The organism is Paenarthrobacter sp. PH39-S1, from assembly GCF_030063245.1.
In the GTDB taxonomy this organism is placed as follows: Bacteria; Actinomycetota; Actinomycetes; order Actinomycetales; family Micrococcaceae; genus Arthrobacter_M.
The window spans coordinates 1-25,450 of sequence record NZ_JASISR010000046.1 but is presented as its reverse complement, the minus strand read 5'-3'; the positions used below and the strand labels follow the sequence as shown (position 1 = coordinate 25,450).

General features: G+C 61.1%; 23 protein-coding genes and 5 pseudogenes. 13 read left to right on the top strand and 15 right to left on the bottom strand.

What is annotated here, in order from left to right:
- The 3 genes and pseudogenes from QMG52_RS19570 to QMG52_RS22460 form a co-directional block, all read right to left on the bottom strand.
- Window positions 1-358, bottom strand: a 358-nt coding sequence (locus QMG52_RS19570) for a Mu transposase C-terminal domain-containing protein (protein WP_283562094.1), incomplete at its 3' end; no start/stop codon positions are given.
- Between the two features lie 114 nt (window positions 359-472).
- The gene (locus QMG52_RS19565) at window positions 473-859 is read right to left on the bottom strand and encodes a hypothetical protein (protein ID WP_283562093.1); all 387 of its coding nucleotides are present in this window, start codon (window positions 857-859) and stop codon (window positions 473-475) included.
- A 73-nt stretch (window positions 860-932) separates the two neighbouring features.
- Window positions 933-1,343, bottom strand: a pseudogene (locus QMG52_RS22460) (IS1595 family transposase); the annotation flags it as partial.
- Window positions 1,344-1,645: 302 nt separating this feature from the next.
- Here QMG52_RS22460 and QMG52_RS19555 point away from each other — a divergent pair.
- Together QMG52_RS19555 and QMG52_RS22455 are read left to right on the top strand one after the other, a co-directional pair.
- Window positions 1,646-1,975, top strand: a pseudogene (locus QMG52_RS19555) (recombinase family protein); the annotation flags it as partial.
- Window positions 1,976-2,067: 92 nt separating this feature from the next.
- Window positions 2,068-2,199, top strand: a pseudogene (locus tag QMG52_RS22455) (hypothetical protein); the annotation flags it as partial.
- 356 nt (window positions 2,200-2,555) lie between these two features.
- On the opposite strand, the gene QMG52_RS19550 reads toward QMG52_RS22455, so the two are convergent.
- The 3 genes from QMG52_RS19550 to QMG52_RS19540 all read right to left on the bottom strand — a co-directional run bounded on the left by QMG52_RS19550 (window position 2,556) and on the right by QMG52_RS19540 (window position 5,219).
- Window positions 2,556-4,022: a purine-cytosine permease family protein gene (locus QMG52_RS19550; protein ID WP_283562090.1), complete on the bottom strand. Its 1,467-nt coding sequence runs from the start codon at window positions 4,020-4,022 to the stop codon at window positions 2,556-2,558.
- Window positions 4,019-4,183 (bottom strand): hypothetical protein, encoded by a 165-nt coding sequence (locus tag QMG52_RS19545; protein ID WP_283562089.1) that lies wholly within the window; start codon window positions 4,181-4,183, stop codon window positions 4,019-4,021. Before QMG52_RS19545 ends, QMG52_RS19550 begins: the two co-directional genes overlap by 4 nt.
- 622 nt (window positions 4,184-4,805) lie before the next feature.
- Window positions 4,806-5,219 carry a cupin domain-containing protein gene (locus tag QMG52_RS19540; RefSeq protein ID WP_283562088.1) on the bottom strand — a complete coding sequence of 138 codons (414 nt, stop codon included), beginning with the start codon at window positions 5,217-5,219 and terminating at the stop codon, window positions 4,806-4,808.
- Window positions 5,220-5,676: 457 nt separating this feature from the next.
- Between QMG52_RS19540 and QMG52_RS19535 the strand changes: the two genes are divergently transcribed.
- The 3 genes from QMG52_RS19535 to QMG52_RS19525 all read left to right on the top strand — a co-directional run bounded on the left by QMG52_RS19535 (window position 5,677) and on the right by QMG52_RS19525 (window position 8,948).
- Window positions 5,677-6,054 (top strand): cupin domain-containing protein, encoded by a 378-nt coding sequence (locus QMG52_RS19535; protein ID WP_283562087.1) that lies wholly within the window; start codon window positions 5,677-5,679, stop codon window positions 6,052-6,054.
- A 637-nt stretch (window positions 6,055-6,691) separates the two neighbouring features.
- Window positions 6,692-8,152 (top strand): trimethylamine monooxygenase, encoded by a 1,461-nt coding sequence (locus QMG52_RS19530; protein WP_283562086.1) that lies wholly within the window; start codon window positions 6,692-6,694, stop codon window positions 8,150-8,152.
- 208 nt (window positions 8,153-8,360) lie between these two features.
- Window positions 8,361-8,948: a TetR/AcrR family transcriptional regulator gene (locus QMG52_RS19525; protein ID WP_283562085.1), complete on the top strand. Its 588-nt coding sequence runs from the start codon at window positions 8,361-8,363 to the stop codon at window positions 8,946-8,948.
- Window positions 8,949-9,354: 406 nt separating this feature from the next.
- On the opposite strand, the pseudogene zwf reads toward QMG52_RS19525, so the two are convergent.
- From zwf to QMG52_RS19495, 6 genes and pseudogenes are all read right to left on the bottom strand, one after another.
- A pseudogene (gene zwf / locus QMG52_RS19520) lies at window positions 9,355-10,436 on the bottom strand (glucose-6-phosphate dehydrogenase); the annotation flags it as partial.
- 16 nt (window positions 10,437-10,452) lie between these two features.
- Window positions 10,453-12,090, bottom strand: a complete 1,638-nt coding sequence (locus QMG52_RS19515; RefSeq protein WP_283562084.1) for a glucose-6-phosphate isomerase — start codon at window positions 12,088-12,090, stop codon at window positions 10,453-10,455.
- A gap of 5 nt (window positions 12,091-12,095) precedes the next feature.
- Window positions 12,096-12,266 (bottom strand): hypothetical protein, encoded by a 171-nt coding sequence (locus QMG52_RS19510; protein ID WP_283562083.1) that lies wholly within the window; start codon window positions 12,264-12,266, stop codon window positions 12,096-12,098.
- 56 nt (window positions 12,267-12,322) lie between these two features.
- Window positions 12,323-12,538, bottom strand: a complete 216-nt coding sequence (locus QMG52_RS19505) for a hypothetical protein (protein ID WP_283562082.1) — start codon at window positions 12,536-12,538, stop codon at window positions 12,323-12,325.
- A 349-nt stretch (window positions 12,539-12,887) separates the two neighbouring features.
- On the bottom strand, window positions 12,888-13,415 hold the full coding sequence (locus QMG52_RS19500) for a hypothetical protein (RefSeq protein WP_283562081.1): 528 nt from the start codon (window positions 13,413-13,415) through the stop codon (window positions 12,888-12,890).
- Window positions 13,412-14,479 (bottom strand): CHAP domain-containing protein, encoded by a 1,068-nt coding sequence (locus tag QMG52_RS19495; protein ID WP_283562096.1) that lies wholly within the window; start codon window positions 14,477-14,479, stop codon window positions 13,412-13,414. The genes QMG52_RS19500 and QMG52_RS19495 overlap by 4 nt, the downstream gene beginning before the upstream one ends.
- A gap of 208 nt (window positions 14,480-14,687) precedes the next feature.
- On the opposite strand from QMG52_RS19495, the gene QMG52_RS19490 reads away from it, so the two are divergent.
- From QMG52_RS19490 to QMG52_RS19470, 5 genes are all read left to right on the top strand, one after another.
- Window positions 14,688-15,407 carry a hypothetical protein gene (locus tag QMG52_RS19490; protein ID WP_283562080.1) on the top strand — a complete coding sequence of 240 codons (720 nt, stop codon included), beginning with the start codon at window positions 14,688-14,690 and terminating at the stop codon, window positions 15,405-15,407.
- A gap of 727 nt (window positions 15,408-16,134) precedes the next feature.
- The gene (locus QMG52_RS19485; RefSeq protein ID WP_283562079.1) at window positions 16,135-16,338 is read left to right on the top strand and encodes a hypothetical protein; all 204 of its coding nucleotides are present in this window, start codon (window positions 16,135-16,137) and stop codon (window positions 16,336-16,338) included.
- Window positions 16,339-16,479: 141 nt separating this feature from the next.
- Complete coding sequence (locus tag QMG52_RS19480; protein WP_283562095.1) at window positions 16,480-18,330, top strand: hypothetical protein; 1,851 nt, start codon at window positions 16,480-16,482, stop codon at window positions 18,328-18,330.
- A 697-nt stretch (window positions 18,331-19,027) separates the two neighbouring features.
- Window positions 19,028-19,798, top strand: coding sequence for a ParA family protein (locus QMG52_RS19475; RefSeq protein WP_349361768.1), 771 nt, complete (start codon window positions 19,028-19,030; stop codon window positions 19,796-19,798).
- Window positions 19,799-19,993: 195 nt separating this feature from the next.
- Window positions 19,994-20,119 carry a hypothetical protein gene (locus QMG52_RS19470; protein ID WP_283562077.1) on the top strand — a complete coding sequence of 42 codons (126 nt, stop codon included), beginning with the start codon at window positions 19,994-19,996 and terminating at the stop codon, window positions 20,117-20,119.
- Between the two features lie 530 nt (window positions 20,120-20,649).
- On the opposite strand, the gene QMG52_RS19465 is transcribed toward QMG52_RS19470, so the two are convergent.
- From QMG52_RS19465 to QMG52_RS19455, 3 genes and pseudogenes are all read right to left on the bottom strand, one after another.
- Window positions 20,650-21,018 (bottom strand): hypothetical protein, encoded by a 369-nt coding sequence (locus QMG52_RS19465; RefSeq protein WP_283562076.1) that lies wholly within the window; start codon window positions 21,016-21,018, stop codon window positions 20,650-20,652.
- Window positions 21,019-21,086: 68 nt separating this feature from the next.
- Complete coding sequence (locus QMG52_RS19460) at window positions 21,087-22,388, bottom strand: ISL3 family transposase (RefSeq protein ID WP_283562075.1); 1,302 nt, start codon at window positions 22,386-22,388, stop codon at window positions 21,087-21,089.
- A 136-nt stretch (window positions 22,389-22,524) separates the two neighbouring features.
- Window positions 22,525-24,070: pseudogene (locus QMG52_RS19455) on the bottom strand (Tn3 family transposase).
- Window positions 24,071-24,082: 12 nt separating this feature from the next.
- Here QMG52_RS19455 and QMG52_RS19450 point away from each other — a divergent pair.
- The 3 genes from QMG52_RS19450 to QMG52_RS19440 are packed head-to-tail and all read left to right on the top strand — an operon-like array spanning window position 24,083 to window position 25,434.
- Window positions 24,083-24,547, top strand: coding sequence for a Mu transposase domain-containing protein (locus tag QMG52_RS19450; protein ID WP_283562074.1), 465 nt, complete (start codon window positions 24,083-24,085; stop codon window positions 24,545-24,547).
- A 21-nt stretch (window positions 24,548-24,568) separates the two neighbouring features.
- The gene (locus tag QMG52_RS19445; protein ID WP_283562073.1) at window positions 24,569-24,838 is read left to right on the top strand and encodes a hypothetical protein; all 270 of its coding nucleotides are present in this window, start codon (window positions 24,569-24,571) and stop codon (window positions 24,836-24,838) included.
- The gene (locus QMG52_RS19440; protein ID WP_283562072.1) at window positions 24,835-25,434 is read left to right on the top strand and encodes an ATP-binding protein; all 600 of its coding nucleotides are present in this window, start codon (window positions 24,835-24,837) and stop codon (window positions 25,432-25,434) included. The genes QMG52_RS19445 and QMG52_RS19440 overlap by 4 nt, the downstream gene beginning before the upstream one ends.
- Window positions 25,435-25,450: the final 16 nt, after the last annotated feature.

The following is a 25,450-nucleotide window of genomic DNA, read 5'->3' as shown; positions in this document are numbered from 1 at the left end:
GCGGTTTATGGCGGGTTTCGATCAGGCGCAGGTAGTCGATGCCCGAGGCGGCGTTTTTCGCTCCGGGATCGGCGTCGCGGGTCGCGGCGGCGGTTTTGGGGTGGACGTGGCGGCGGATTTCGAGCAGGACCGCATCCGGGGCCGGGACTGAGCCGGGGCCGGTTAGGGTGATCGGCGCGGTCAGATCGAAGGGGTCATAGACGAGCTCGACATGGGCCCCGGCCAGCATGGGCTCGACCTGGTAGGTGTTGCCCTGCAGCGAGACGATCGCGGTTTTGGTGACTCTGCGGGTGACAGCCCAGCGGAAACCTCCGGGGACCGCCGGTCCGGGCGCCGGTTTTCCCAGCCCGCGTCCCACCGGGACAGCGGGGTCTGCCCGGTACCCGAGTGCACGGTGCGGTGATAGGTCATCTGCACCCAGGACGTGAACAACGCATTGAGCTCGTCCAGCGACGCTACCGCACTGCCGGCCTCATCCTCGGCGCGTTTCCGGTGGCTGCGCGGTGCCCGGGAACGGTCGTCTGGGCCGGGGCTTCGAGCACGCTGATTTCGGAGAGAAACTGGGATCTGACTGACCCAAAAAGCGCTCGATCTTGCCTCTTCCTTGGGGCCGGTAGGGCTTCGAATGGGTGAGCTTCATGCCGAGCCTCGCGCAGGTCCGTATCAGTGACGAGTCAACGAAAGCGCTGCCGTTGTTCACATAGCAATTGGCGGGGATGCCGTGGGTTTGCAGGGCCGGGCGTAGCGCGGCTGCCAGGCGTACGGCGTCTTCGGCGAAGGCCCAGCGGGCGGCGGTGACCATCTCGTCGAAGTATGCCTGCACGTGTTCCGGGCTGACCGATCCTTGCAGGGTGCCCATGATCCACCGCTTGACGAGAGAAGACCAGGTGGACTCCCGGCAAGACCTCGTGCGCCGCCCTCCCCGACGAGGTGACAGAGGTGCCCTTGTGCGTGTATCGGCCCTTCGTGGCCGCCGGGTAGGCACTCCAGCCGTCGGTGAGCACGCAGCTTCCCGGCTCGACATTCGTATCGAGGAAAGCAGCCAGGCTTTCCGCGCTGACATCGGGTATGACGCCAAGCCGGACCCGCCCGAAGCCGTGCTCTTCGACCTCGACAGCTGCCGCGAACAGCACCTTTCCCAGAGCGCCACGGCCAGGGATCCCGGGCTCTGGGCCTCCAAGGAATGATTCGTCGACCTCCACCACGCCCCGCAGCCGGTCACGCCCGGGACGCACCATCACCGTCCGGTACCGGTGCAGCACCGCCCATGCAGTCTGGACCGAGCCCAGCTCCATTTCGCCCTGCATCTGGGTCGCCGAAACGCCGACCTTGTCCGCGAACATCCTCCAGGCCGCGGCGAACCACACCGTCAGCGGGGTCCGCGTCTTGTCGAAGATGGTGCCCGACGTTACCGAGACACGCCGGTCACAGCCAGCGCATCGCCATCGCCGATCCGCGGCCCGCCAACCATGCGGGCTGTTGCAATGCGGGCAAACAAACCCATCGGGTCACCGAAGCCAGTCCAAATAGTCCAAGCACTTCCAGTCCTCGTCAAACCACGCACGCAACTGTGCGTAGGAACGAGGGTAGTCATGGCCTGCCAACCGCGACATGCAAGAATTTTACGCTCATCTACGGCATCTAAATGGAAACCCCCAATTCGTCTGATTCCGAGATCGCGGGCAACCTGCGCAGCGGGCTCGCCGCCTTCGACCAGGCGGAGAGCGCTTCGAATGAGCTGCTCTTCGACGCAACTGCTCGTCGTTCCCGTTCGGAAATCGTCGCGTTTTGCTACGAATCGTCACCCTCGGCGCCAGATCTGCGAGAACGTGGTGTTGGCCTGCGTGTCCTCGAGCAAGGCATCGACACCACGACCGCGGAAGGGCGGGCAATGTTCGGGATGCTCTCCGTCCTCGCCGAGTTCCAACGAGAACTCATCATCGCCAACACCCGCGACGGCCTCGCGGCCGCCCGCGCCCGCGGACGAACCGGAGGAAGACGCCCCAAACTCACCCCCGACCAGCCCACCACGCCCAACAGCTCTACGACGCCGGGAATCACACCGTTCAACAGATCGCGGACCTGCTCAGTGTTCCCCGCTCGACGATCTACGGCTACCTCAACCGCCCCGGGCAGTCCTTAGCGCACGTTTTCGGCCCATTACTACTCAGACCCCGATGCGATGCATTCGTAGGTTGATACCGTCACGACCATCACGGAAGCTGGCGGGGACGTGCGTGTTCACCTTCAAGGCCAACACCCGAGTCTGCCGCGCAAACTCCAGGACCTGTCCTGGAAAGACGTACCGCACCATTGGCATCTCACCACCGGTCACGGCCGGCGGGCCACCAGCACCCTCAAGGTTGCCGCCGCCTCGCACCTGGATCGGCTTTCCCGGCGCCGCCTGCCTCGCCCAGGTGGGGCCGGAGCCTCACCAGGGGCGGGAGCAAGAGCGTCGAGGTCCTCTACCTGATCACCTCCGCCGTTCCAGACGGCGCGCCAACGCCCACCCTCGCCGGGTGGGGGCAAGGCCATGGGGGAATCGAGAACAGCCTTCACTGGGTGTCCTGTGTCATCTTCGACGAGGACCTCGTGAAACCTGACTTTGCCGGGTCCTTGGGCCCATATGCCTTGGGCTGGAGCCGTGCCAGGAGCACATAGACGATGCCCGTGGACAGCGTTGCCGGCAGCGAAGCGGTGGTGAAGGCAAATATGGGAGAGGAGGCAAACGTGATCGGGTCAAGGAGAAGGAAGTAGACCACGACGCCAACGGCCATGCTGGCAAAGCCCGATATATTTATGCCCTTCCAATACCAGTACGCGGTCCCTGGACCGTCCTTGTATAGACCATCCAAGTCAAGGCGTTGCTTTCTGATTATGAAGTAATCGACGATTTGGAGTCCACACAGCGGGCCGAAGATGACGCCTGAGAGGGTGAGGAACGCTCCGAAATTGTTATAGAAGGGGTCCGCCAGGAACACGATTAACACGGCTGCTGTCAGTGCGGCCACCGTTGTCGCCCCTCTCCAGCTAAGGCGGGCGTCGATGGCAGGCTGTTGCTTGAGGGAAAGCGCTGCCGTGTACGTGCCGACCATTGTTGTGCCGATGTTGGCAAGGATGATGAACACGAAGGCCGGCAAGGCCAGCCACACGCCGCCGATTTTCAGCAGCCCAGGTACTGGATTTCCACCGGAATCCGGGAAGGCCAGACCGGTGTAAAGACCAATCAGGCAGATTACCGAAAGGGCAACTCCAAGTCCCAGCGTTATCGGTCGTACGGACTTCTTGGTGCTCTTTGAGAACCGCGTCATGCCACCGATAAACGGCCACCAGGACAGGGCCGTAGCGAGCATGAGCTCGATTGCCGTCGTGTAATCCAAAAGCTTGTTACCGCTGGCGGCGCTCGGCTTGGCCTCAACGAGAGCACCCACGCCGACCTTGGCGACAATCACGACGATGACCATGACGCCAAGCACAAGGACCGAGCATGCAACTATGACGCCGATTCGTCGAAGAATACTGGGTCCGCGGCTGATCAGCACCCAAACCACCAAAAGGCAGATGAGGCTGCTCACTGTCTCAGCGATTGGCCTGTTAGCCTCGCTGACGACGCCAAGAGTGACCAACAGCAAGGCAGCGGACTTGCCGCTGAAAATCATCAGCGTCGTCCCCCACCCCATCGTAAAGAGAAAGGTGAGGGCGACGGCGAAGAGTGAACCACGGGTCCCGAAGACAGGCCGCGTTGAGCGTACAGCCTCCAACCCGTACCGCGTTGCCATCGGCACCGTGGCCAGATATACCAGGAACATTCCCGCCATCATGGCCGCAACCATTACGATGGACCCTTGCACCGCCGGCAGATACAAGGCCACATATCCGCCGATGATGAAGCACCAGGTGGCCACGGCAGTCTGAGAACAACTGAAGAACAGGGTTCTGGGGCTCCAGTTCCGCTCGCGGCTCAGCAGGGGAAGCGATCCTTCGGTTCCCGATTCTGAGATTTCGTTAGTGGTCTCGCTCACAGGAACCACCCCACGATCAAAGCGACAACGGGAAAAGCAACGGTGATGACAAACAGCGTTCGCATGTCGGCGAACCTGAAGGGGGGTTCCAGCGTGCCGGACTTCCACTCAGCCAGCCTGGAGTTGAGTTCTTCTTGGTACTGCTCTTGGACTGTGCTCACGTTGTGCCTACTTTCAATGCGTTAGGGGTAGTGCTGGACCTCGGCGGTGCCGAGAACTGCGTTGGAAGTTTCGCTCCCAGGAAGGACAGACCCGGCCGCCCCGTCGATCCACCCGGTCCATCCGGAGGCGAGATCGGAGTTCTCCAAGTACACCCGGGCCGTGCGGTTCCTGAAGCTGGTTGGAGTACCTCATAACCTGGCCGGTAGCCATCCAGATGGCAAGCGGGAAATCGTCCTTGTTCCAGCCGTGTGAGTCGATCACAAGGACAGCGGAATCGGGAAGGAACTGCTGCATGGCAGCCGGCACCGCCTGCAGATCCGCTGGGTCGGTTTATTGTTCGGTTCCGTCGCAGCAGTGTGCTGCGTCGGCGGAGGCAGTCTCCGAGCTGCACAGAAGCGGCGTTAAGACACCTTCGGTTCTTTCTGTCTCACATCCCGGTGTGCCACAGGGGATGATTTCGACCCGGACGGCCCAGTCTGAGGAGGTTAAGGCCGCCGTTAATGTCTGGGAACAGCGAGGGCTCATCGTGCAAGTCTCACCATGGATGCAAGCATCAACCGCTCCTGAGCCCGGTTTGGGGGGGAGTGCATGCAGGCGTCCTGTCGGGGGATATATCAGGGCTCAGATTTCGGAGTATCGGAAGGAGTGCGACTCCAGACCTTCCGGGTTGGGGCCGTAAATGGTGACCATCCGCGCGTAGACGGGCGCCCAGTACCGGCCCGCCCCGCCGGGATTGACGCGCGCCGAATCGCCCGGCTTCAGGATGACAGTCTTGCCTTGGCTCTCGATATGGAGTTCGCCTTCCAGCACGAAATTAGTCTCGCTGTGCGGGTGAAAGTCCTCCCAGGCACAGGCCTCCAGCTCCCACTCCGAGAGAATGAAATCGGACCAGGCGCCCACACCAGGATGGGAATTGATGAACCTGCAGCGCAATCGCCCCCAATCGCCCTCCAAGGCCTTCATGGGCTCCGCCGGCCAAAAATCGATTGCTTCCCCCGTCGTCACTGTCGGGGGCTGAGGGGTGCCTGTAGCCATGGATTTAACCGTTTCTTTAGTGGGAAATCTGCTTTACGGCATGCTTTGGTGAATCTAGATGACTTTACGCCGTCGTGATGTGGATCACAGCACTGTCAAGACTCTGACAGAGACACCTGTTTCAGTCAATGGTTCAGGATAAAGAAGATGGAACTTTTTCTGTGGCTGGCCCAAGCAAGGGACCTTAAAGAAATGTCCTTCGTGAACGGTTGACCTGCACACTCGTTCATGCAAGAGTAGGTGGACCATCATACGTGACTGGCGTCACACCGGCAGGGTTTGGGGCAGAGCTTGGCTGGCCCTCCAGGACGGACAGGATGTCAGGTTGCAGAGGATCCCTCCCCGAGCCCCCTCCGGGGTTCTGACCGATCTTCAGCGCCAGTCTCATATGCACCAAGGATGAACAGTTCTGACAAAGATGAACAGTACTTTCACAAAACTATTCACAGGAGCAACCATGGAAGCCCTCGTAGGAACACTCAGCAAGGCCGGATCCATTCACAAGGTAGAAGGCGGTTATCTCGGACTGCCGTCGATGAACCAGTCTGGAATCGACGCCGCCATCGGTGACTCCCTCTCCAACCCCGAGGGGTCGGTCATGTGCGCCGGATTCTTCGAGCTGAAGGCCTCCGAACCCCTGGTATACACGTACACCTACGACGAAATGAAGGTCGTCGTGCAAGGTGAGTTCATCCTCACCGACCAGACGACGGGGGACGTGACGCATGCGAAGGAGCGCGATGTGCTGTTTTTCCCCAAGGGAACCACAGTGAAGTTTGAGACCCCTGACTATGCGCTGGGGTTCTTCGCCGGCGACCGCTCCTTCGCACCCTAAGACTTCTCCATGCGTTCCGAATCCGTGGCTCCGGGAGCAGGCATGTACAGCGATTCGGGTTCCAGAGGTTCATCTGGGTGCCGTTCGGAAAAGCAGACTTCTGCACGGCGGCCTACAACGACGGCTAGCCCGCGGCATGACTTCCGTTTCGCATCCGCAAACCCGGAAACCCTCCCGGACCTGGGATCTGTGCTCCGACATTAGCGCGCCGGGGGGTCTGTCTCGTACTCGTCGCCCCCTCGGCGGACAGCTAGCCGGCCACAGCCACGGTATGTGGGCGACTGGATGAGGAGGTGATCCTCCTGTGTGACGAAGTCGGACCCCGTATGCGCGCATTGCCGCGCCGCCAACACACGTTCGGGCAATTTGTCGCCAAATGACCTGTCAAGGGTGCGCCACCGCCGATGCCATTACTAACCACTTTTCCCGCCGTGTCGGCACACGCCAGGGGATTCGCGTCTGGGCCACGTACTGGCCGAACTCCCGGAAGACATGGCCGAATACAAAGGCATCAGCCGCTACCGCAAAGCCGCATCCACCTGGCTGCTGACCTGACACAGAGGGCGATTCACAGCATCACACAAAAGCAGCATCACACAAAAGTGAACTAAAAAATCCAATGAATGAGGAGAGCAGCATGGCATTGCGAGTTGGAATCATTGGTGCGGGCCCCAGCGGATTGGCACAACTGCGGGCGTTTGAATCAGCACGCCAAAAAGGTGCCCCCATTCCCGAGATCATGTGCTTTGAAAAGCAGGACGACTGGGGCGGGCAGTGGAACAACAGCTGGCGAATCGGCCTGGATGCCCACGGCGAGCCGGTCCACACCAGCATGTACCGGCACCTGTGGTCCAACGGGCCCAAGGAATGCCTGGAGTTCTCGGACTACTCCTTTGACGAGCACTTCGGCCGCGCCATCTCCTCCTTCCCGCCCCGGGAGGTCCTTTTCGACTACATCAAGGGCCGCGTGGAAAAGTCCGATGTGCGCAAGTACGTCCAGTTCAACACCGTGGCACGCCACACCAGCTACAACGAGGACACGCAGGAATTCACCCTGACAGTGGAGGACCTCAAAACCAACCTCACTGAGACCCACGTGTTTGACAAGCTCGTGGTCGCCACCGGCCACTTCTCCGTCCCTTCAGTCCCCGAGTTCACGGGCATCAAAACCTTCCCGGGCGAGGTCCTGCATGCCCACGATTTCCGCGGCGCCGAGCGCTTTTACGGCAAGCGCCTGCTCATGATCGGCAGCAGCTATTCCGCTGAGGACATCGGCATGCAGGCCCACAAGATGGGCGCCGCGTCCATCACCCTTAGCTACCGCACGGCCCCGATGGGCTATGACTGGCCCTGGAACACGGTGGAGCGCCCGCTCGTCACGCACTTTGACGGCGGCACCGCGCACTTTAGGGACGGCACCCAAGATGACTTTGACGTCGTCGTGCTGTGCACCGGATACCAGCACAAGTACCCGTTCCTGCCCAGCGAGCTGTCGCTGAAGTCGCCGAACGTGCTGTACCCTGCCAACCTCTACAAAGGCGTGGTGTGGCAGCAGAACACCAACCTGTTCTACCTTGGAGCGCAGGACCAGTACTACACCTTCAACATGTTTGACGCCCAGGCCTGGTTTGCCCGCGACGTCATGACCGGAGCGATTGACCTGCCCTCTCTTGCTGAGCGCGAGGCAGACATCCAGCTCTGGCTCGAGCGCCAGGCCGGGCTGACGGACCATGATGCAGAGGCTGATTTCCAGTCGGACTACCTGCGCGAGCTCATTGACGCCACGGACTACCCGTCCTTTGACCTGGACGCCGTTTCCCAGTTGTTCAAGGACTGGATGCACAACAAGCACACGGACATCCTCGGCTACCGCGACGCCGTGCACCGCTCCGTGGTCACCGGCACCACGTCGACCAAGCACCACACGCTCTGGCTCAACGCCCTGGATGACTCCCTGGAACGGTACCTGCACGGCCCCTCACAGGACAAAGACACCGAAGCCGGTCTCACCGACAGACACCGTGGCCGCCAGGGAAACATAGAGGGTGCTGGTGCAGGGCCGTCCTTGATCCACCACGCGATCACCTCCGCACCGTAAGATCTCTGCGGCGAGCGGGGCGAGGGACTACTGTTCCACTCCCGGACGGAACCGGGGGTGTCTGGGCCATGACAGGCCGCCGCCTGGCCTAGCCAGACGGCGATGCGCCTGTGGACCTCGGTAGCCGCCTCGATCGCGCTGCCCGGAATGCCCTAGTCTTAGGGAAGTGTCCCAGGCGTGCCGAAACCGGAAGACTGGAGAGTGAGCTATGCGGGTATCTGCAGACGACCGAAAAGAACAGCTAATTTCAGCGACCGTGGAACTAATGAGGCGTAAGGGCGTTCAGTCTGCGACCATGCGGGCAATTGCCAAGGAAGCCAATGCCCCCTTGGCCACCGCACATTATTGCTTCAGCAACAAAGACGAACTCATGGACGCCGCCGCCGAGAGTTGGTTGAAGAACTTGAACCGCTTCTCCCGCGACGTCCCGGTCCATTTGGGACTTCGTAAAGCTGTGGAACAAGTAGCCGATGACTACTGGCGCTCACTGGAAGAAGAGCCCGCAAACCTACTCGCTGAGATCGAACTCATTCTGTGGGCAACACGTAATGCGGCCGCAAGCCCGCTGGCCACAAAAATTTATCCCGCCTACGAGGTGGAGTTGGGAAATATATTCTCCTCCGCGGCCCAAAACAAAGGTGATCAGTGTCTCCTTGGCATCCCTGCACTCGTAAGGTCTTTTCTCATGATCTACGATGGAGCGGCCATTCAATACATGACCGACCCGAAGGCGACCGATCACCGCGCCTTGTTCTTCATGATGGTTGATGCACTTCTGATCAAAGCCGGCCTCTAAACTCCTCCGCCACCAACCGGATCTCTTGCTGCATCCTTGCAGACAGGGTCGGGTGGCCGGAGGGGATGTCACCCTCCGGCTCCCACAGAGCCCGGTGACAGTCTCCTGTCACCGGGCTCTTCTCACCCTCGTCACCAGGCAGTGGTGGCCCATTGCCCGCTCTTCAAGGTTCGTGGTGAAAGCAGGGTTCGTGTCGTAGCACGGTAGGGGCTCGTGGTCCTGCTGGGATGGATATGTCTTAGAACGTGTTGTGAAAGTGTTCGGTCTCTCCTGGTGACGGCTGCGGATGTGGCCAGTATTGGAGTATGAAGGGTTCTTCTGTCCGCCCCTATCCTTCGGATTTGACGGATTTGACGGATGAGCAGTGGGCGTTGATCGCGCCGATGGTGCCGGTCAAACCCGGCGGCCGCCCTGCTGTGCGCAAGTAGAACGGCACCCCGGCCCAACGGCGGGTGTTGATGTCAAGGCGGATGGCTGCATAGGTTTCCGTAGTGGAGTCGGCCGGAATGCCGTCCTCGTCCAGGTAGCCCTGAACCTGCTCCACGCCCTGCCAGCCGCCGGTGAACTGGCCGCGTGCTGAATGTTTGGAGAGGTCGGCGGGAAGTTTGACGGCCGCCAGCACCTTCTCCTTTTCTGCCCGCAGGTGCTCGGCGTTGAAGGAGATGGGCTCTTCCATGGCCGTCAGTGCCAGCAGCTGCAGCAAATGATTTTGGATGACGTCGCGGGCCGCTCCCACACCGTCGTAATAGCCTGCGCGGCCACCTGTGCCGATGTCTTCGGCCATGGTGATCTGCACGTGGTTAACGTAGTTTGAGTTCCACAGCGGCTCGAAGAGCTGGTTGGCAAAGCGCAGGGCCAAAATGTTCTGGACCGTTTCCTTGCCCAGGTAGTGGTCAATCCTAAAGACCGCATCCTGCGGGAACACGGATTCGACGATGTCATTGAGTGCCCGTGCCGAGGCAAGATTGTGCCCAAACGGTTTTTCAATGACTACCGGCGCCAGTTCTCACCGTCGTTCTGGGCCAGATCATGGTCAGAGAGCTGGCGGCAGACGAGTTCGAACGCCTTGGGCGGGATGGAGAGGTAGAAGGCGGGGTTGCCGCGGGTTCCCTGTGTTCATCAAGTTCGGCCAAAGTCTACTTGAGCCGCTTGAAGGCTTTGTCATCATCGAATTCGCCCTGCACAAAACGAATTCCCTCGCGCAGCTGGTTCTATACCGCTTCATCGAAGGGTGTGCGGCAGTGCTCCTGTACCGAGGCTTTCACTTCGGCAGCAAAATCCCCATGCGCCCGGGAGCGTCGGGCAAAACCCACTAGGGCCAAACTTGGCGGCAGCAGTCCGCGGTTGGCCAGGTCGTACACGGCAGCATGAGCTCTTTGCGTGACAAGTCCCCGGTCACCCCAAAGAGCACCAGGGACGACGGGACCGCCGGCGGTCGCGACTGTCTCGGAGCGGATTATCATTAGGTGTTGTGGCGTTGGTTGACATCGGTTGAGAGGTAGCCTTATGCGTTTAATGGGGGGCCGGCAAGGTCGGCAACCACGTTCTTAAGTTGTGCAACGCCGGCAGCGACATTGTTGAAATGGAGGCGCAACACAGGGCGTCTGTGCTCAGCGAGCACGGCAGCGTCACCGGCGGCCTGGGCAGCGATGAGCTCCCCAAAGGTGAACGGCCGCTCTGGAATCGCCAAATTCGCCGCTTCGCCGCCCGTCACCTGTACGAACACCCCGATCGCCGGACCTCCCTTGTGGAACTGTCCGGTTGAGTGCAGGAAGCGCGGTCCCCAGCCAAAGGTTACTGGGCGGCGGGTGAGACCGGCAAGGTCATTGCGGATCTGCTCCAACGGTGCATTGGCCAATCTGTCCAGATAGACCTGGACGCTCAGGTAGCCGTCCTCGGGCAGGGTTCCCGTTACGGCAGTGAGCGCCTGTGCCAGGGTTTTCGCCCCATCGAGCCAGTGCGCGTCCTCGTTGGCCGTGCGAACCTCCACGGCGCCGTCGGTGAACAGGGCCGGCGTGGGTGCCGGTGTTGCGTCAAGCAGTCCCCGGGCCGCTGATTTTGCCGCCTCAACGTCAGGCTGGTCGAAGGGGTTGATGCCCAACAGGCGGCCGGCAACGGCAGTGGCAAACTCCCACACCATCATCTGGGCGCCCAAATCGCCGGAGATGGAGACTTCGTTCTCCCGCAGCTCGACGTCGGCGTCCCCGGCCACGAGCCGCACGGTAAGAACGTCGGCCGCGCCGCCGGTGACCTCCGGGGAGTGCGGATCCGCCACGACCGGAAGCACGCCGGTTCCGAGTTTGCCGGTCGATTCGGCGATGAGCTGCTCGACCCAGTCGGCAAACCTCACCAGAGACGAACCTTCGTCAACGATGACAATCTTGTTCCGCAGCGGCACGGTTCCACCCAGGGCAGCACCCAAGCGCAAGCCAACATTGTCGACGTCGTCATCGCGGAGCATTTCGGCTGCCCGTTCGGCGGAATCCAACAGTGCAGCAATGTCGACGCCGGCCAGGCCGGAGGGGACCAGGCCAAACGCCGTGAGCCCGGAGTAGCGCCCACCGACGTTGGGGTCGGCATTGAAGACCTGGCGGTAGCCGGCTTCCCGTGCCGACTGATCCAGGGGCGAGCCCGGGTCGGTGACAATGATTATCCGTGACTTCGCGTCAATCCCGGCCGCCGTGAACTCCTGCTCGAAAATGCGACGCTGGGAATCGGCTTCCAGCGTCGAACCCGACTTGGAGGAAACCACGATGGCGGTGGTGACCAGACGGTCACTGACGGCAGCCCGAACCTGATCGGGGTCGGTGCTGTCCAAGACACTCAGCTCCACACCGGCTGTGGCGGCAATAACCTCAGGGGCCAATGAGGAACCACCCATGCCGCACAGCACAATGTGGTTGACGCCCTCGCCCAGCAACTCCTGGCGCAGGGCAAGAATCTGCTCCACCAGGGGTGCGGAAATCTCCGGAGCTTCAACCCAACCCAAACGAATGGCCGACTCGGACTCTGCTTCGGCGCCCCACAACGAGGGGTCCTTCTCGAAAATCCGTGAGGCAACCTGATCGGCCACCAGCGTCATGAGGTGCCGCGCGCCGGCAGCCTGGGCGGCTCCGGTGGCCGCAAATGCCAGCGATGTCATGGTCCTCATCCTTTCGCCCCCCCGGCAGCGTCCAGCCCATCCTGGACGTGCTTGAGCAGGTCCTTCCAGCTGGCCACGAACTTGTCCAGACCTTCGGTCTCGAAAAGGCGGTCGCGGCTGTCCCGGAGAGGATTATGCCCGGACCTCACACTAGAATCAACGTAAGTAATAGACATTGTTTCCTTCTAATTTTCGACCGGTGCGGCCCGGCAGCGCAGCCGTCCACCGACGGTCACGAGAGTGTCTGCTCCCAGGTCTCCCCAAAGGGAACCGTTGCGCTGAGCTCGAACATGTATCGGGACGGATCATGGCGGGTGACCATAATCCCGGCACACCGTTGGCTCATTGATACCTGCCGGAGTCTGGCCTCTGCTTCGTCGAGCAACTCATAACGTTGACCAGGCTCGGTAACGAGGACTTCCAAACACTCGATGACCTGACTATTCATGATAAACAACTTCCTTGTGATGTGTGTCACGACGCTGTGAAAATCCTGACATGAACAGTCGTACAGGTCAACCGTTCGAGATGAAGTTGCTGAATTTTTTTTTATGGCCCAAGCGATGGTCTTACTGTAAGGAAGTGTCCCTGTCGGGCCGACAACCAGTGACTGGAGAGTTGGCCATGGCGGAATCGAACCGAGGGGACAGCCCATTGGCTGTGCCACAACTATGTTAATATGGGGCTTCGTGGGACGGCGACCCGGCACCCTATCGCTGTGGGAAAGGCCAGGACCTCGGTTGGTGTAGTACCCATGAACTTCTTCCTTACCTGTGTGAGATGCAAGAGGGCGGTGCTTAGGAGGCCGGTGGTGTGAGCCGGTGGACCTTCCATGGGGCGTCCTTGCCCGTGCGGAGCAGCTGCAGCGTGTAGGTCCCGGCATTGGTGGGGACCGCTGCCGTGACGCCGAAACTGTTGGCCTCGTCAACGCTGAGGGTGGCCGGGCCGGTGACGCGGTGGGCCGGTATGTTGGCCGGGTCCACGGCCGAGTAGTCGGCGATGGCCTGCGGGGTCAGCCACCGGGCAAGGTCATTGGCCCACTGCTTTTCCTCCACTGCCGGGCGGGCGAAGTCCGCCATTGCTTTCCCTGAGATATCCGCGGCCCTGTCCCTGCTGGTCTGATCCCAGGGGATGCCGAGGGTGGCCGGGGCGGTTCCGCCAGGTGCCTGTGGTCCGCTGTTGGCGCTCAACGAGACAGGCGTGGATGCTGTGGGGGCGGTGCTGGCTGATTCCGCCGGCGGCGGGGCCGTGGTTGCTGCCGGTGCACACGAAACGCAGAGCACGGCCACGGCGGCGGCGGCGACCAGGGTCAAGGGCTTTTTCACTTCTTCTCCTCTTGGATGGGCCGGTACAGGAATGATGAGGGGACATTGCTGCTGACGGTCCGGGTGTAGTAGTTGTGGTCATCCGGGGCCGGGTTGCCGTTGTAGCCCTCTTCGACGTAGGTCCCGTTGTCCTTGACTTCCTTGACCACCGCGACATGGCCGAAGTTCGGGTCCGCTCCCCCAGTTCCCGGCGCGTACCAAACAACCGCGCCAACCCTGGGTGTGTTGCCGGTAGGCCAGCCCTTGGCGTCCCAACCGGCCTTCCACGTCAGAGCCGAGCCAAGGCCCTGCCCATCCGGGCGGAAGATGGCGTTGAGGAACTTGAACGGTGCGCTGGTCGAACCCATCTGCTGGTTCACCCGCCACAAAGCGAAGTCCACGCACTCCCGGTAGTACATGCCCAACGGGGAAGTGCTGGCAGCGCCCGCGCCAACCTGCACCCAGGTCGGAGAGTTCTTCCACGGGTAGTCATCCCCGGCACCGGACTGTCCCGGAATGGTACAGCCGCTGCCTCCCACGGAGAACTTAGAGTTCGAAAGTGCCTGAACAATTTTGACGACCTCGGGCCAGTACTTCTGGTAGTGGTACGGGTCGGCGTTGCGCTGAACCTTGCTGGCAGCCAGTGTCGGTTCCAACAACTCCCAACCAGCGACACCCTGCAGGGCCTTGATGAAGTTGGTAGCGCTGATGGAGGGGTCCATGCGGTCTGCGTAGGAGCCCCACGCGCCATTGTCACGCTGCTGGAACAACCCCCGCGAATCAGGACCGGCACCGTCGCCGTAGTCCAAAACACGCAATCCCGACTCCCCCAGGGCAACCATCACGCTGATCATCTGCCCCTTTACGGACAAGTCCAGTGCCCTGCCGGCACCCATGACCGCGGCCGCGTTCTTCAACTGCTCTTGGGTATAGCCCTCAACCTGGGTGTTGCCGTCGATGACGACGGAAACGGCGGGGCCGCAGTCAGCCACAGCAGGTTTGGCGGGGGCCAACAGCAGGAGCATGGAGAAGACCAGGCCGAGCAGTATCGCCGGTGTCACGACAGCAGCTCCAGTGCTGAGCATCTTGGATGGCTTCACGGATTCCCCCTGTCCTTCTGTGCTGAGTTGCTGGCGGGAATGTCTCGTAGGTAGGCCCGGGATAAACTCGATCCCAGAAGCTACGAGGTATTAATACAATCCTTGATGTATTTAGATATGTTTAAGTATTGGTTCAATCTTAGCAGGTATTGATCATCAACGCTTGTCTATGCCCTTTGTCTAAGGAGTGTCCGTGCCTGTCTCAGCCGCCGAATTTCGAGAGTGGTTGGAAGGGGGATCCCTCAGCCCCTCACCGACTGCGCTGAGCGCGCTGACCGGTATAAATCGGGGCACCCTGAACAATCAGCTCAGGCGAGGCAATATTGCCGAGTCCACGGTGATCGCCATCGCAAGGACGACCGGAACGAACGTCATCGATGCGCTCAGCGTTTTCAATCCGTACCGAATCATCAAGTCCCGGCCCATAGAACCCTCTTCCGCAGAGATTTTGAGTCAGGTCCATCACGCGGATCTCATGGCCGAGCTGCAGTTTCGCACCTCTCGAAAGCATTATCCCCGTGAACTTAGAAAGGGTATTGACCTCATAGCCTTCCCGCATGAAGGTTCTGTACGAACTTGGATCGACGCCATTGATCCGGGGGACATCCGCCAGAGGATGTCCCAGGAAACGGGTATGGCGCTTACCTATATCGCCACACAGCTCACCGAAAATAAGTTGAACCCACCTTTGGCGATCGCAGCATCAGCAGCCGGTGGAGGCTCGTTCGCAACCGGCCTGGTGGTGACTGAATTAATCACACCGCTTGAAGGTGGGTGGCAGATCCGGGCCCGCGAGGATGAGCTGCTTGAAGTTTCCGACGATGTCTTAGTCGAGGCCATTTCTGCCCGGATCCATCTCCTGCAGAAACGTGTGAAGCAGCGTAAGGAAGCCCGTGAATATGCGGAAAAATGACGGAACTCCTCGGGTGAATCCTCTCTCAGCCGTCCCGGTAAGCCTTATGCTCATTCTCTTGGGCAGCTTGACATTCAAGCGGATCAATACGCCGGTGGCGGTGTTCGCCTACGCCCGGAGGAAACGCGCCCCGCAGACCGAGCTTGGTTCCGCTCTGTCCATCGACTAGAAAGGCTGACTCATGAATCCCACCCCACAAGAGGCCCAAGTAGCCGTCAAACGCGTCCTCACCGAGGTCAACAAAGAACACGAAGCTGCCTACAGGGTCATTCTAGAAGCGGTAAAAATCTGCATAGCCACAGGGATGAAACGCCGGGAGGCGGCCAGCTCCTTGGTGTGCAGGCTCGAAGGATCGACCGCCGCGGACAGTACTTCCGATCCCTCCTGGCAACCAGGGACCTGTTCCGCGGCGCCTTTAACGTCCACAGCGGCTCGTCTGACGATGCTGCGGAAGTCGAAGCCATCGTTCGACGAGCATGGAAGCGCTGAACCGCGCCTAAACAAGCTCCATATCTAAACTTTTGGGAATTTGTGCCATATTTGAGTCATGATCTTTTCGATCGTTCACCGCCGCGCCACCGATCACGGTGACCGGGACGCGCGACGAGCCGGTCCGGCCAAACCGTTCTCCGGCTCCCCGTGCGACACGCCGCCGATATCCCACTTAAGGGAACCTGATTCCGGTTACATGGGGCTTGTCCATGGACAACCAAGGAATGAGGACAACATGCCACAGCCCTTCAAGGGAGACCGCAGGAACATCACTGTGCGTGTCCAGGCTGCGGACGCCGCGAAGCTGCAAGCGTTCTCGGATATCACCGGCGATTCCAAGAGCGACGTTGTTGCGCGTTTGGTGATCGACTTCCTAAAGACCATCGACATCGAAAACATCTCTGGCCAGGAGGCCCTGCCTATCGCTAAGGCCAGTTAAAGACTGAAGGCCCGCTTTCGCGGGCCTTCAAAAAGTATGGCGTTCAGATCCGAAATCTTGGCGGACGACGATCTGAACTTATCAAGCTCCCCGTGAGGGGGGGCTCCATTTGCTATACCCCGAAGGGACTAGCTGTTGTCTATGGTACCTGTAGCGGCCGCGCCGTCAATAACTGACGCACCGCAGACGGCGCGTCGAGTCTCGCCGGATATGGCGTGGGCTCTCGCCCCGTTCATCGCCGGTACTCCGACTTACCGCCTTGGACGGTGGATTGGCGGTCGCTTCCAGTACCCCCGGCCGCAAAACCCGGCCCGGATCACTGCATCGTTACCGGCACGGCCGGCGGCCGTGCCGGTCCACGGGATTGACGGATCCGTGGCTACGCTGTGCCTTGACCTGGACACGTCCAAAGCGCTGCAGGGCGTTGTCGATGACGACGCCCGACGCCTCGGGAACCTCTTCGAGAGCTGCGGTATCCGCTACGTCGCGGACGTATCCCCCAGCGGCGGACGCCACCTCTACGTCCCGCTTGCGGAACGCGTCGGTGGCCCGGAGGCCCGGGAACTTGTGGAAGCTATGACCCTCCTAGCCCCGAGCCTCGATCCCAGTCCACACCAGAACTTCACCGACGGTTGCATCCGGGTGCCAGGTTCCGCACACAAGTCCGGCGGCCATCAGGTCCTCACCACTCCCCTGGCTACTGCCTACGACATCCTGCGCCGCCGAAACTCCGCCCACGCGGTCACCGCGCTCCGGCAGGCTCTGGCGCCCGAACTCCAGCGCACCCGCCAACTGAAAGTCCGCACCGCCAAGATGGCCACCATCGCGACGGCGCACGGTGTTGGGCCGGTTCCTTTTGGTGGAAGCCAATCACCCTTGCGGGTGGTGGCTCGTACCGGTCTGTACGACACGGCCAAGTATGCCAGCGCCTCAGAGGCCCGCATGGCGGTCCTGAACCATTTCTGTGCCTGCGGCTGGACCCTGGAGCAGGTCCGGCGCGAACTCGGCGGGCAGTTCCCCGGCCTGGCCGCCCTCTACGCCAGCACCGGCAGGCAGGAACGCCTGCTCGCATCCGAATGGGCCAAGGCCTGCGCCTGGATCCAAAAACCGGCCAACCCGAAGCAGAACCGGAAGAGTGCCCTTATTAACAACACAAGCCCCCCATTACCCACAGGGGGGGCACTCGGATCCACCAGCACTGCTGGCGTGCACCAGTTGGTGAACGATCTGGAAAATGTCCTCTATGCGGTCCTGGACCACCGGCTGAAAGAACGGGGCCGGGAAGGGGTGAGCCTGCGGCTCCTGCTCCGTGCGGTGCTGGGCTACATGCGGACCATGGAAACCAACCTCTTGGATGTAGGGTGCCGAACCTTCGCGGCTGCCTTGGGCAAGCACCACGTCACGATCGCACGGCTGCTGCCCTCCCTGGCCGCAGCCTCAGAGGGAATCCTGTCCAAAGTCCTCGAGGCCCGCGGCCGCAACGCCGATACCTATCTGATCCAGCTTCCCCCGCACTTTGAACAACTTGCCCAGGACCTGTCCTGGCGCAGGGGAAAAATCCATGGCATCCGCCCCGTCTTTCGCGCCCTGGGCGACGTCGCCGCCCTCGTGTACGAAGCGATCGAACGCGGACGTCTCTCCCCCACCACCGCAGCTATCGTCCGATCCACAGGGCTCAGTCGTACCGCCGTTGAAACCGCACTGGCCACCATGAGCAGCTACACCATGATCGAACGCCGCCATGGACTCTGGACCATTACGGCCGGAACCGGCCTGGCCGACCTGGCACGCCGCCTTGGGGCACTTGACGACGCTGCAGAGCAGATCAGCCGGCACCGCAAACAACGCGCAGCCTGGCACGCTTGGCTTGACCGACACCTGATACCGGAATCGGCCGAACGCGAAGTTGACGACCCCGACTCGGACCTGAACTGGATCCCTCCCTCAGACAGCGAACTGGACATGGGCGAGACCCTATGGCGGGTGGCCTGATACCGGTGGTGAGGACTAATGCTCGAATAGCGGAATTCCTATAACCAAGGAACCTTGGCGCCTTCGAGGTTGTCTCGTGACGCCGCCTGACGCGCTACCGAGCCCTGGAAGGAACGGCGACGTCATCACCGTTCCTTCCAGTTTAAAGCAGTGAACTCCGGCTACGGCGTCAAATCCAGCCACCACAAGAGGCTGGAAAACCAGGAAGTCCAACGTGGCCGCTTCTGCCGGCTGAGCGGGGCGTTCTCCGGGCGAAATCACCAAATCGGGGCCCTGTTCGGCAGAACGCGCTGGCCAGCAATAGGAGGAAGCAGAATTAGTCTAAATAAATAATTCTGTCATGACAGATTGAAGGACGTCTCGTGACGCCGCCTGACGTGCTACCGAGCCCAGGACGGAACTCTGATGACGTCGCCGTTAAAGTGACCTCCGGCGACGGCGTCAGGTCCAGCCACCACAAGAGGCTGGAAAACCACCAGGAAGTCCACGTGGCCGCTTCTGCCAGCTGAGCGGCGTTCTCCGGGCGAAATCACCAAGTTGGGGCCCCTGTTCGGTAGAACGCGCTGACCAGCAATAGGAGGAAGCAGAATTAGCCTAAATAAATAATTCTGTCATGACCGATTGACAGATTGGAGGATTGAAGGATTGACGGATGTCCATCAATCTGCCAATCTTTATTTCAACGATAGGGAGCAACATGAAAGTGACTGCCATAGGCAACCGAAAGGGCGGGGTGGGTAAGACGTCCGTAACCCTGGGCCTCGCAACAGGACTCCGGCTCATCGGAAAAAAGGTTCTCGTCATTGACCTCGATCCGCAGGCAAACGTCACAGATGCGCTGGAGGGAGCTGGAGAGTTCGACATTTTTGATGTCCTCTACGGCGGAGAGGCCGGCACGCTTGGTCAAGCCATCACCACGACCTCCTGGGCCGGCATCGACCTCATACCGAGTTCCGAGTCGCTGGCCCGTCTGGAGTCCGAAAGCATCATGACCCCGGAGATGCGCCTAAAGGCGGCGGCATGGGGGGCGGATGAGCTGGAGAAGTACGATCATGTCCTCATTGACTTACCGCCGGCCCTCGGAAGGCTGACCCTGAACGGGCTTATCTGGGCTGACCGTGTTCTGGTGGTGACCGAGCCAGCCGCGTTCTCGGTCAAGGGAGTGACGGAGTTCCTAGAAACGGTCAAGAAGGTGCAGTCGCTGCCTCACCTGAATCCCGATCTAAAGTTCCTGGGCATCATCATCAACAAAACAAGCTCACCGCTGACCGGTGAACACGCGTTTCAGATCGGTGAGCTCGAAGCTGAGTACGGACGCGACGTGATGGATCCACACCTGCCGCTAAGAACAGCGATGCAGGACTCCATCAGTAGCAGGGCTCCGCTGACAAAGATCAACAGTAGGGGAGCAGCCATCATGACAGAGAAGTTTGTCGCCCACGCGCGTTTTTTGGATGAGGACGAGTAAGTGGCAGTAGATAGAAAGTCATCCCTTCGTAAGGCGCCGGTGGTGGACGTCATTGATTCCCTCACCGCCACAATGGAAGTGCCTGCTTTGAAGCCCGAGGTGCAGTTCGCCAGGGAACCGCGAGTGGCCACGGCACAGCCGGAGTATGCCGCCCCGAGAGGACCTGGGCCAGGGCGCCCTAGGAGCAAGAGAAGGATGGAGCCGTTCTCATCCAAGATCGAGATCGAACTTCGCGATGAACTGGATGCCTACGTTGAGGCCTCCGGAATCACGATTACTGATTTTCTGGACGAAGCGATCCGTGACCGTCTAAAGAAATAATTCTGTCCAGACAGAATTATTTACACTATGGTCACGTCACCTGCCCGTGAGGGCAGCTGAGACGGTCGGATCCCGTCCCCGTTATCGGGAGGCTTGTGAAAAAGTGAAATATTCGACGTTAGTGCGAATATGTCACCAGAAATCAGCCGTGGGCCATGGTGATGGCGACCGGGCCGGTTCGTAGCTAAGGAGCCCTTCGCGGATTCGGTGTACCGCGAAGGGAGGTACCCGCTGCGATGGTGCGTACGTCGCAACCGTTACACGGTGGGCCCCCTGTATTCCTTGGGATGGGAGGGATCTCAACCGGTGTATTGCGAACGATCGTTGTCGGACATCACGGAATACCTTAGCGCCAGTTTCCCACGCATTGGTCCTCGGCCCCGGAACAGGCCAGCGGGGGACCAACCACAGCGGCCCTAACACCGCCCGGGTCTCCCCGGTACCGCATCAGCGGCCGGGGAGACGCGGCAGGACCCCGACAGCGCCCCGTCTTTGATTCACCCTCTACCGGCATCGGCCCTGCCGCCGCCTCAATAGAAGTAGACGTCAACGACCAAGGCAGCCAGTGCGGTTAGACCGGCCACTGCGGCAACCCGGCGTGGCCGGTCATTCCGGCCGGCCCCGAGCATGAGGAGAAGGGCGGCACCGGCTAGGGTGAACACCCCTGATCCCGTGTCCTGCCAACTGACCGGGAAAAGCACGAACGGCAGATCATGGGAGAAAAGCCCCATGGCCCCCGTAACGTTGAGAATCGAATTCCAGCACACCGGCATCGCCAGGGCAGTCCCGGCCATCGATGCCAGAACGCCCGGCCGCCGTTCCCGCAGGACAGGCACCCCGTCGGCCACAGCCACCAGAGCGGACAACACAGCGCCGACAAACATCTGGGACAAACCCATGAAGACCTCCTGTCAGGGGTCTGAGTAGTAATGGAACGGTTTTGTGGCTCTCCTGACACATCCGTGGGTCATTTCCGTCCCGGGAGCACCGGTTTACGGCCACCCAGGCTGAGCATGGCCAGGCTGATCAGGGCCTCGGGGGACTTGAACCCGAACGCCACCCGGGTGATCAGCCTGATCTTCGTATTCATGGATTCAATCCGTCCGTTCGACAGCCCGTGTTTGATGGATGCCAGGATGCTGTCGCGGTGCTTGACGATGGCCTTTTGGAGTTTCACGAAGGAGGGGATCCTGGATCTCCTGGCCCAGGACACCCATCGGTCCAGGGCCACCACGGCTTCGGCATAAGGGAGCTTGAAGACCGTGCGCAGCCCTTCCTTCAAGTAGTAGGCCCGGCCCAGGACGGGGTCGGTCTGCACGATCCAGGACAGCTTCGCCTGCTGCTTTTCGGTGAGGTCCTCGGGGTTCTTCCAGAGTGCGTAGCGGCTGTTCTTCAGCTTGGTGGCCCGCTCACTGTCGGGCCTCTCCGGCGCGACCTTGGGTGGTCGTCCGCGGCCACGGGCCGGTTCGTTCTCCCGGGCCGCTTTCCGTGCCCGGTTCCAGGCGGTGCGCCGCTCTGCATCCAGGGCGTCGGTGGCCCACATGACGATGTGGATGGGGTCGGCCACGCGGACCGCTTGGGGGCAGCGCGCGGCCACGACGGTGGCGATCCACTCGGCCGCATCCGCGGATACATGCGTGATCTCGGTGCATCGTTCGTCCCCCAGAGCGTCGAAGAACTTGCCCAGGGTGGCCTTGTCCCGTCCCGGCGAGGCCCAGATGAGCCGGCCCGAATCATGGTCCACGACCACGGTGAGGTACTTGTGTCCGCGCTTGTAGGAGATCTCGTCAATGCCAATGCGTGTCAGGTTCGCGAACGGGTCGAAGGTCGCGGCGGTGTCCTTCCAAACCCGATCGATGATCGAGCCCACGGTGCGCCAGGCGATGCGCATCAACTGGGTGACAGCGCTCTTGGAAGTCTGGGTGGCCAGCCAGGCGATCTGCTGGTCAAAGATCCTGGTGTGGCCAGCCTGGTGCCGGGCCCACGGGACGGCGGCGACGGTGACGCCGTGCTCGGGGCAGCGCACCCGCGGTGATTCGGCGACCAGGTAGGTTTCGATGGTTCCCAGATCCAGGGTCCGCCATCTCCTGGGACCACCGCCGCGGTCGTATCGGCGGCACCGCCTGGAACAGATCCCGCACCGGTTGCGCATGGACTTCATGGGGCTCACCAAGGCGATGAAAACACCGGTGTCCTCCTCGAAATCCAGACCCCGGACAATCGTTTTTTCGACACCCAGCAGGGTGCACCATATGCTTGATTTCTGCACGCCGTTTTCCAACCTCGATTTTTGTACCTTTGACAGTCAAAAATCCTAGGTAGAAAGCGGCGTGTGGTCGTTAAGGCGCGCAGGTCACGCCCACGGATATGTCACAAGAGCCGGTTTTGTGTGGTTAGCGGTTTGGCTAGTCCGAGGTGGTTGGGTCTCGGAGGGGACGCAGGCCTTCTTTGGGTAAGTCGTTGGTACTGAAGTGGTAGCGGCCCAGGAGGTTGATGTGGTCATGTCCTAGTGGTGAGAGTCGTTTCAAGTCCTCGTCGTTGATCGGGAAGCCTTCGGATCGGAGTTGTTCGATGGCGGCGTTGATGTATTGGGTGTTCCACAAAACGATGGCATTGACGACGAGGCCGAGGGCTCCGAGCTGGTCTTCCTGGCCTTCTCGGTAGCGTTGGCGGAGCTGTCCTCGGTGTCCGTGGAAAACGTTGCGGGCTAGCGCGTGGCGGCCTTCGGTGCGGTTGAGTTGGGTGAGGATCCGGCGTCGGTAACTCTTGTCGTTGAGGTAGGCGAGCAGATAAATAGTTTTTGTTATGCGTCCGTATTCGGCCAGGGCGCGGCCAAGTGGTGTGGGGCGCCCGCCGCCTTGGAGGACACGGAGGAGTTCAGAGGCTTTGACAGTGCCGGTGTTGACTGCCGGCGATGTGTAGCAGGTCGTCCCAGTGGGTGGCGATGAGATCGGTGTTGATGCGGTGCCTGGCGAGTTCGTTGAGAGATCCGTAGTCGGCTTCGCGGTTGATCCGCCAAAAACGGGTGGCTCCTATGTCGGCCAGACGGGGGCTGAATTGGTATCCGTTGAGGCGGAAGAGGCCGAAGACTTGGTCGGAGTAGCCTGCCGTGTCGGTCATGAGCTCGGTGGGTTGGAGGCTGGTTTGTTGTTCCAGGAGGCCATCGAGGATATACAGGCTGTCGCGGAGGGTGCCTGGGACGACGATGCCATGGAAGCCGGCGAATTGATCGGAGAGGAAGTTCAGGTAGGTTATTCCGCGGCCGGCGCCGAAGTATCGCGGGTTGGGGCCGGCATTGAGCGTGCGGACGGGAACAACGAAGCGGATGCCGTCAGCGGAGGCGACGTCGCCCCCGCCCCATGCGGCCGTGATCGGAATTTTACTTTGCACCTCGACAAGGCGGGCGTTGGCAGCGGTGATCGTTTCACTGCGAATGTAGTTCTGGTCGGCCCAGGAAAGACGGGCACGGGTCAGGGCCGGATTACCGGGTTGGACCACAGGTTCCAAACCGATGTTGCAGGCTTCAGCGAGCAGCACGGCACAGATACTCAGGTCCAGGTCCTTGGCACGGGTGGAACCTTCGGAGATGTGGGTGAACTCGCCCAGGCAGCCGGTCCAGTCAGCGACTTCCAGGATCTGCTCGGGAAGGTCAACGTGAGGGATCAGCGCATTGACAGCCTCGCGAAGAGCGATGAGGGAGTCAGGTTCCTCCAGACGGTCAAGAGGGGTGAGGACCGGCTTCGCACGGCCGTCAACGAAGTCGATGCGCACCGCCGGGTTGTCGTTGATACGGCTTTCGACGGCGTGGTAGGCGTCGTCGAGCTCGGACGCGAGAGCGTTGATCTGTTCGCGGGCATCGAGGTGGTGTCCGTAGCCGGCGGCGATCGCCGGACGTGCGGCTTCCCAAGCTGCGCCGTCAAGAAACGGTATTGCAACCCGTATTCGGGGCATGAAAAAGGGAACGTGGAGAACGCTGTCGGGTTCCTGCGCCGCAACCTGATGGTCCCTGAACCCGAGGCGGCCACGTTGGCTGGCCTGAACGAGGTTTTGATGGCGCGGTGCGACGCGCTGGCCGGCACCACGCACTATCGCAAGGGCCTGGCCTTGGGTGAACTGTTCGCCCAGGACGTGGCGGCGTCCCTGGAACTGCCGGGGATCGGATTCGATCCGGTGCGCTACGAATCCAGGAAGGCCGACAAGACCGGGAACCTGCTCATTGACGGCAATACCTACGCCGCTGGCCCGTCCTTCCACGGGCGCAGCCTGACCGTCGGATTGCGCCACGACGTCATCGAGATCCTTGACGAGCATTCCGAACCTGTGAGGTCCTTCCCACGCGCCTTTGGGCATCAAACACAGACGATCTTCGACCCCGCCTCCCTGGTGCCGTTGCTGGTCACCAAGCCCGGGGCGTGGTCCCATTCCTAGCTGCGGCCCCTGGTCCCGGACATGGTGCGTGACTGGCTGGATCAGGCAACGGCCACCGAACGGCGCCGGTTTTTCAACGCGGTTGACGCCGCGGCAGGCTCCGCGGGCTTCGAGGCCGCGGTGGCCGCCGCAGAGACCTTGCTCCAGCGCGGGGACGCCCCCGACATGGCGATGCTGGGCATGCTCGCCCGCCGCCTGGCCGATGGCACCGAACCAGCGGCCGCCAACGTGGATTTGAGTGTCTATGACACCTTCACCACCTTGAACACCGCCACGGGAGAAGTCGCATGAATCCGATCACCGTTCAGGACATCCTCGAAGCCGGCAAGCATGCCTCGCTGACCGGCAGCGTGCTGGGTGAATGGGCCGAGAAGGGCACCCCGAAGCAGCGCGAATACCTCCACGGGGTCCTGCTGGCCGAACACGAATCCCGGCTGGAATCACGCCGCCAGCGCCTGTTGAAATCCGCGCGGCTGCCGGCCATGAAGAGCCTGACGGGATTTGACTACAGCAGTGTCCGGTTCCCCACCGACTACGGCCGGGAGGCCTTGGAATCGCTGGACTTCATCAACCACTCCCAAGACCTGGTTCTCTACGGGGACGTGGGCACCGGCAAAACCCACATGGCATCGGCTCTGGTGGCGGCCGCCTGCCGGCAAGGTATCCAAGCCAGGTTCTTCACCACCTCGTCCCTGGTGATGATGCTGCGCCGGGCCAAGGACGAAGACCGGCTGGATAAGGAGCTTGCATCCCTGGCCAAGAACCAGCTTTTGGCAATTGATCTATGCCGAGCCGGTAACTATGCCGAGGTGCTGGGAACGCGGGCACCAGAAGAGGCCCTGCCACTGGGGTCCGGACAAGAATCGACTGTTCCCATATCGGCATAGTTTCCGTGGGAGGACG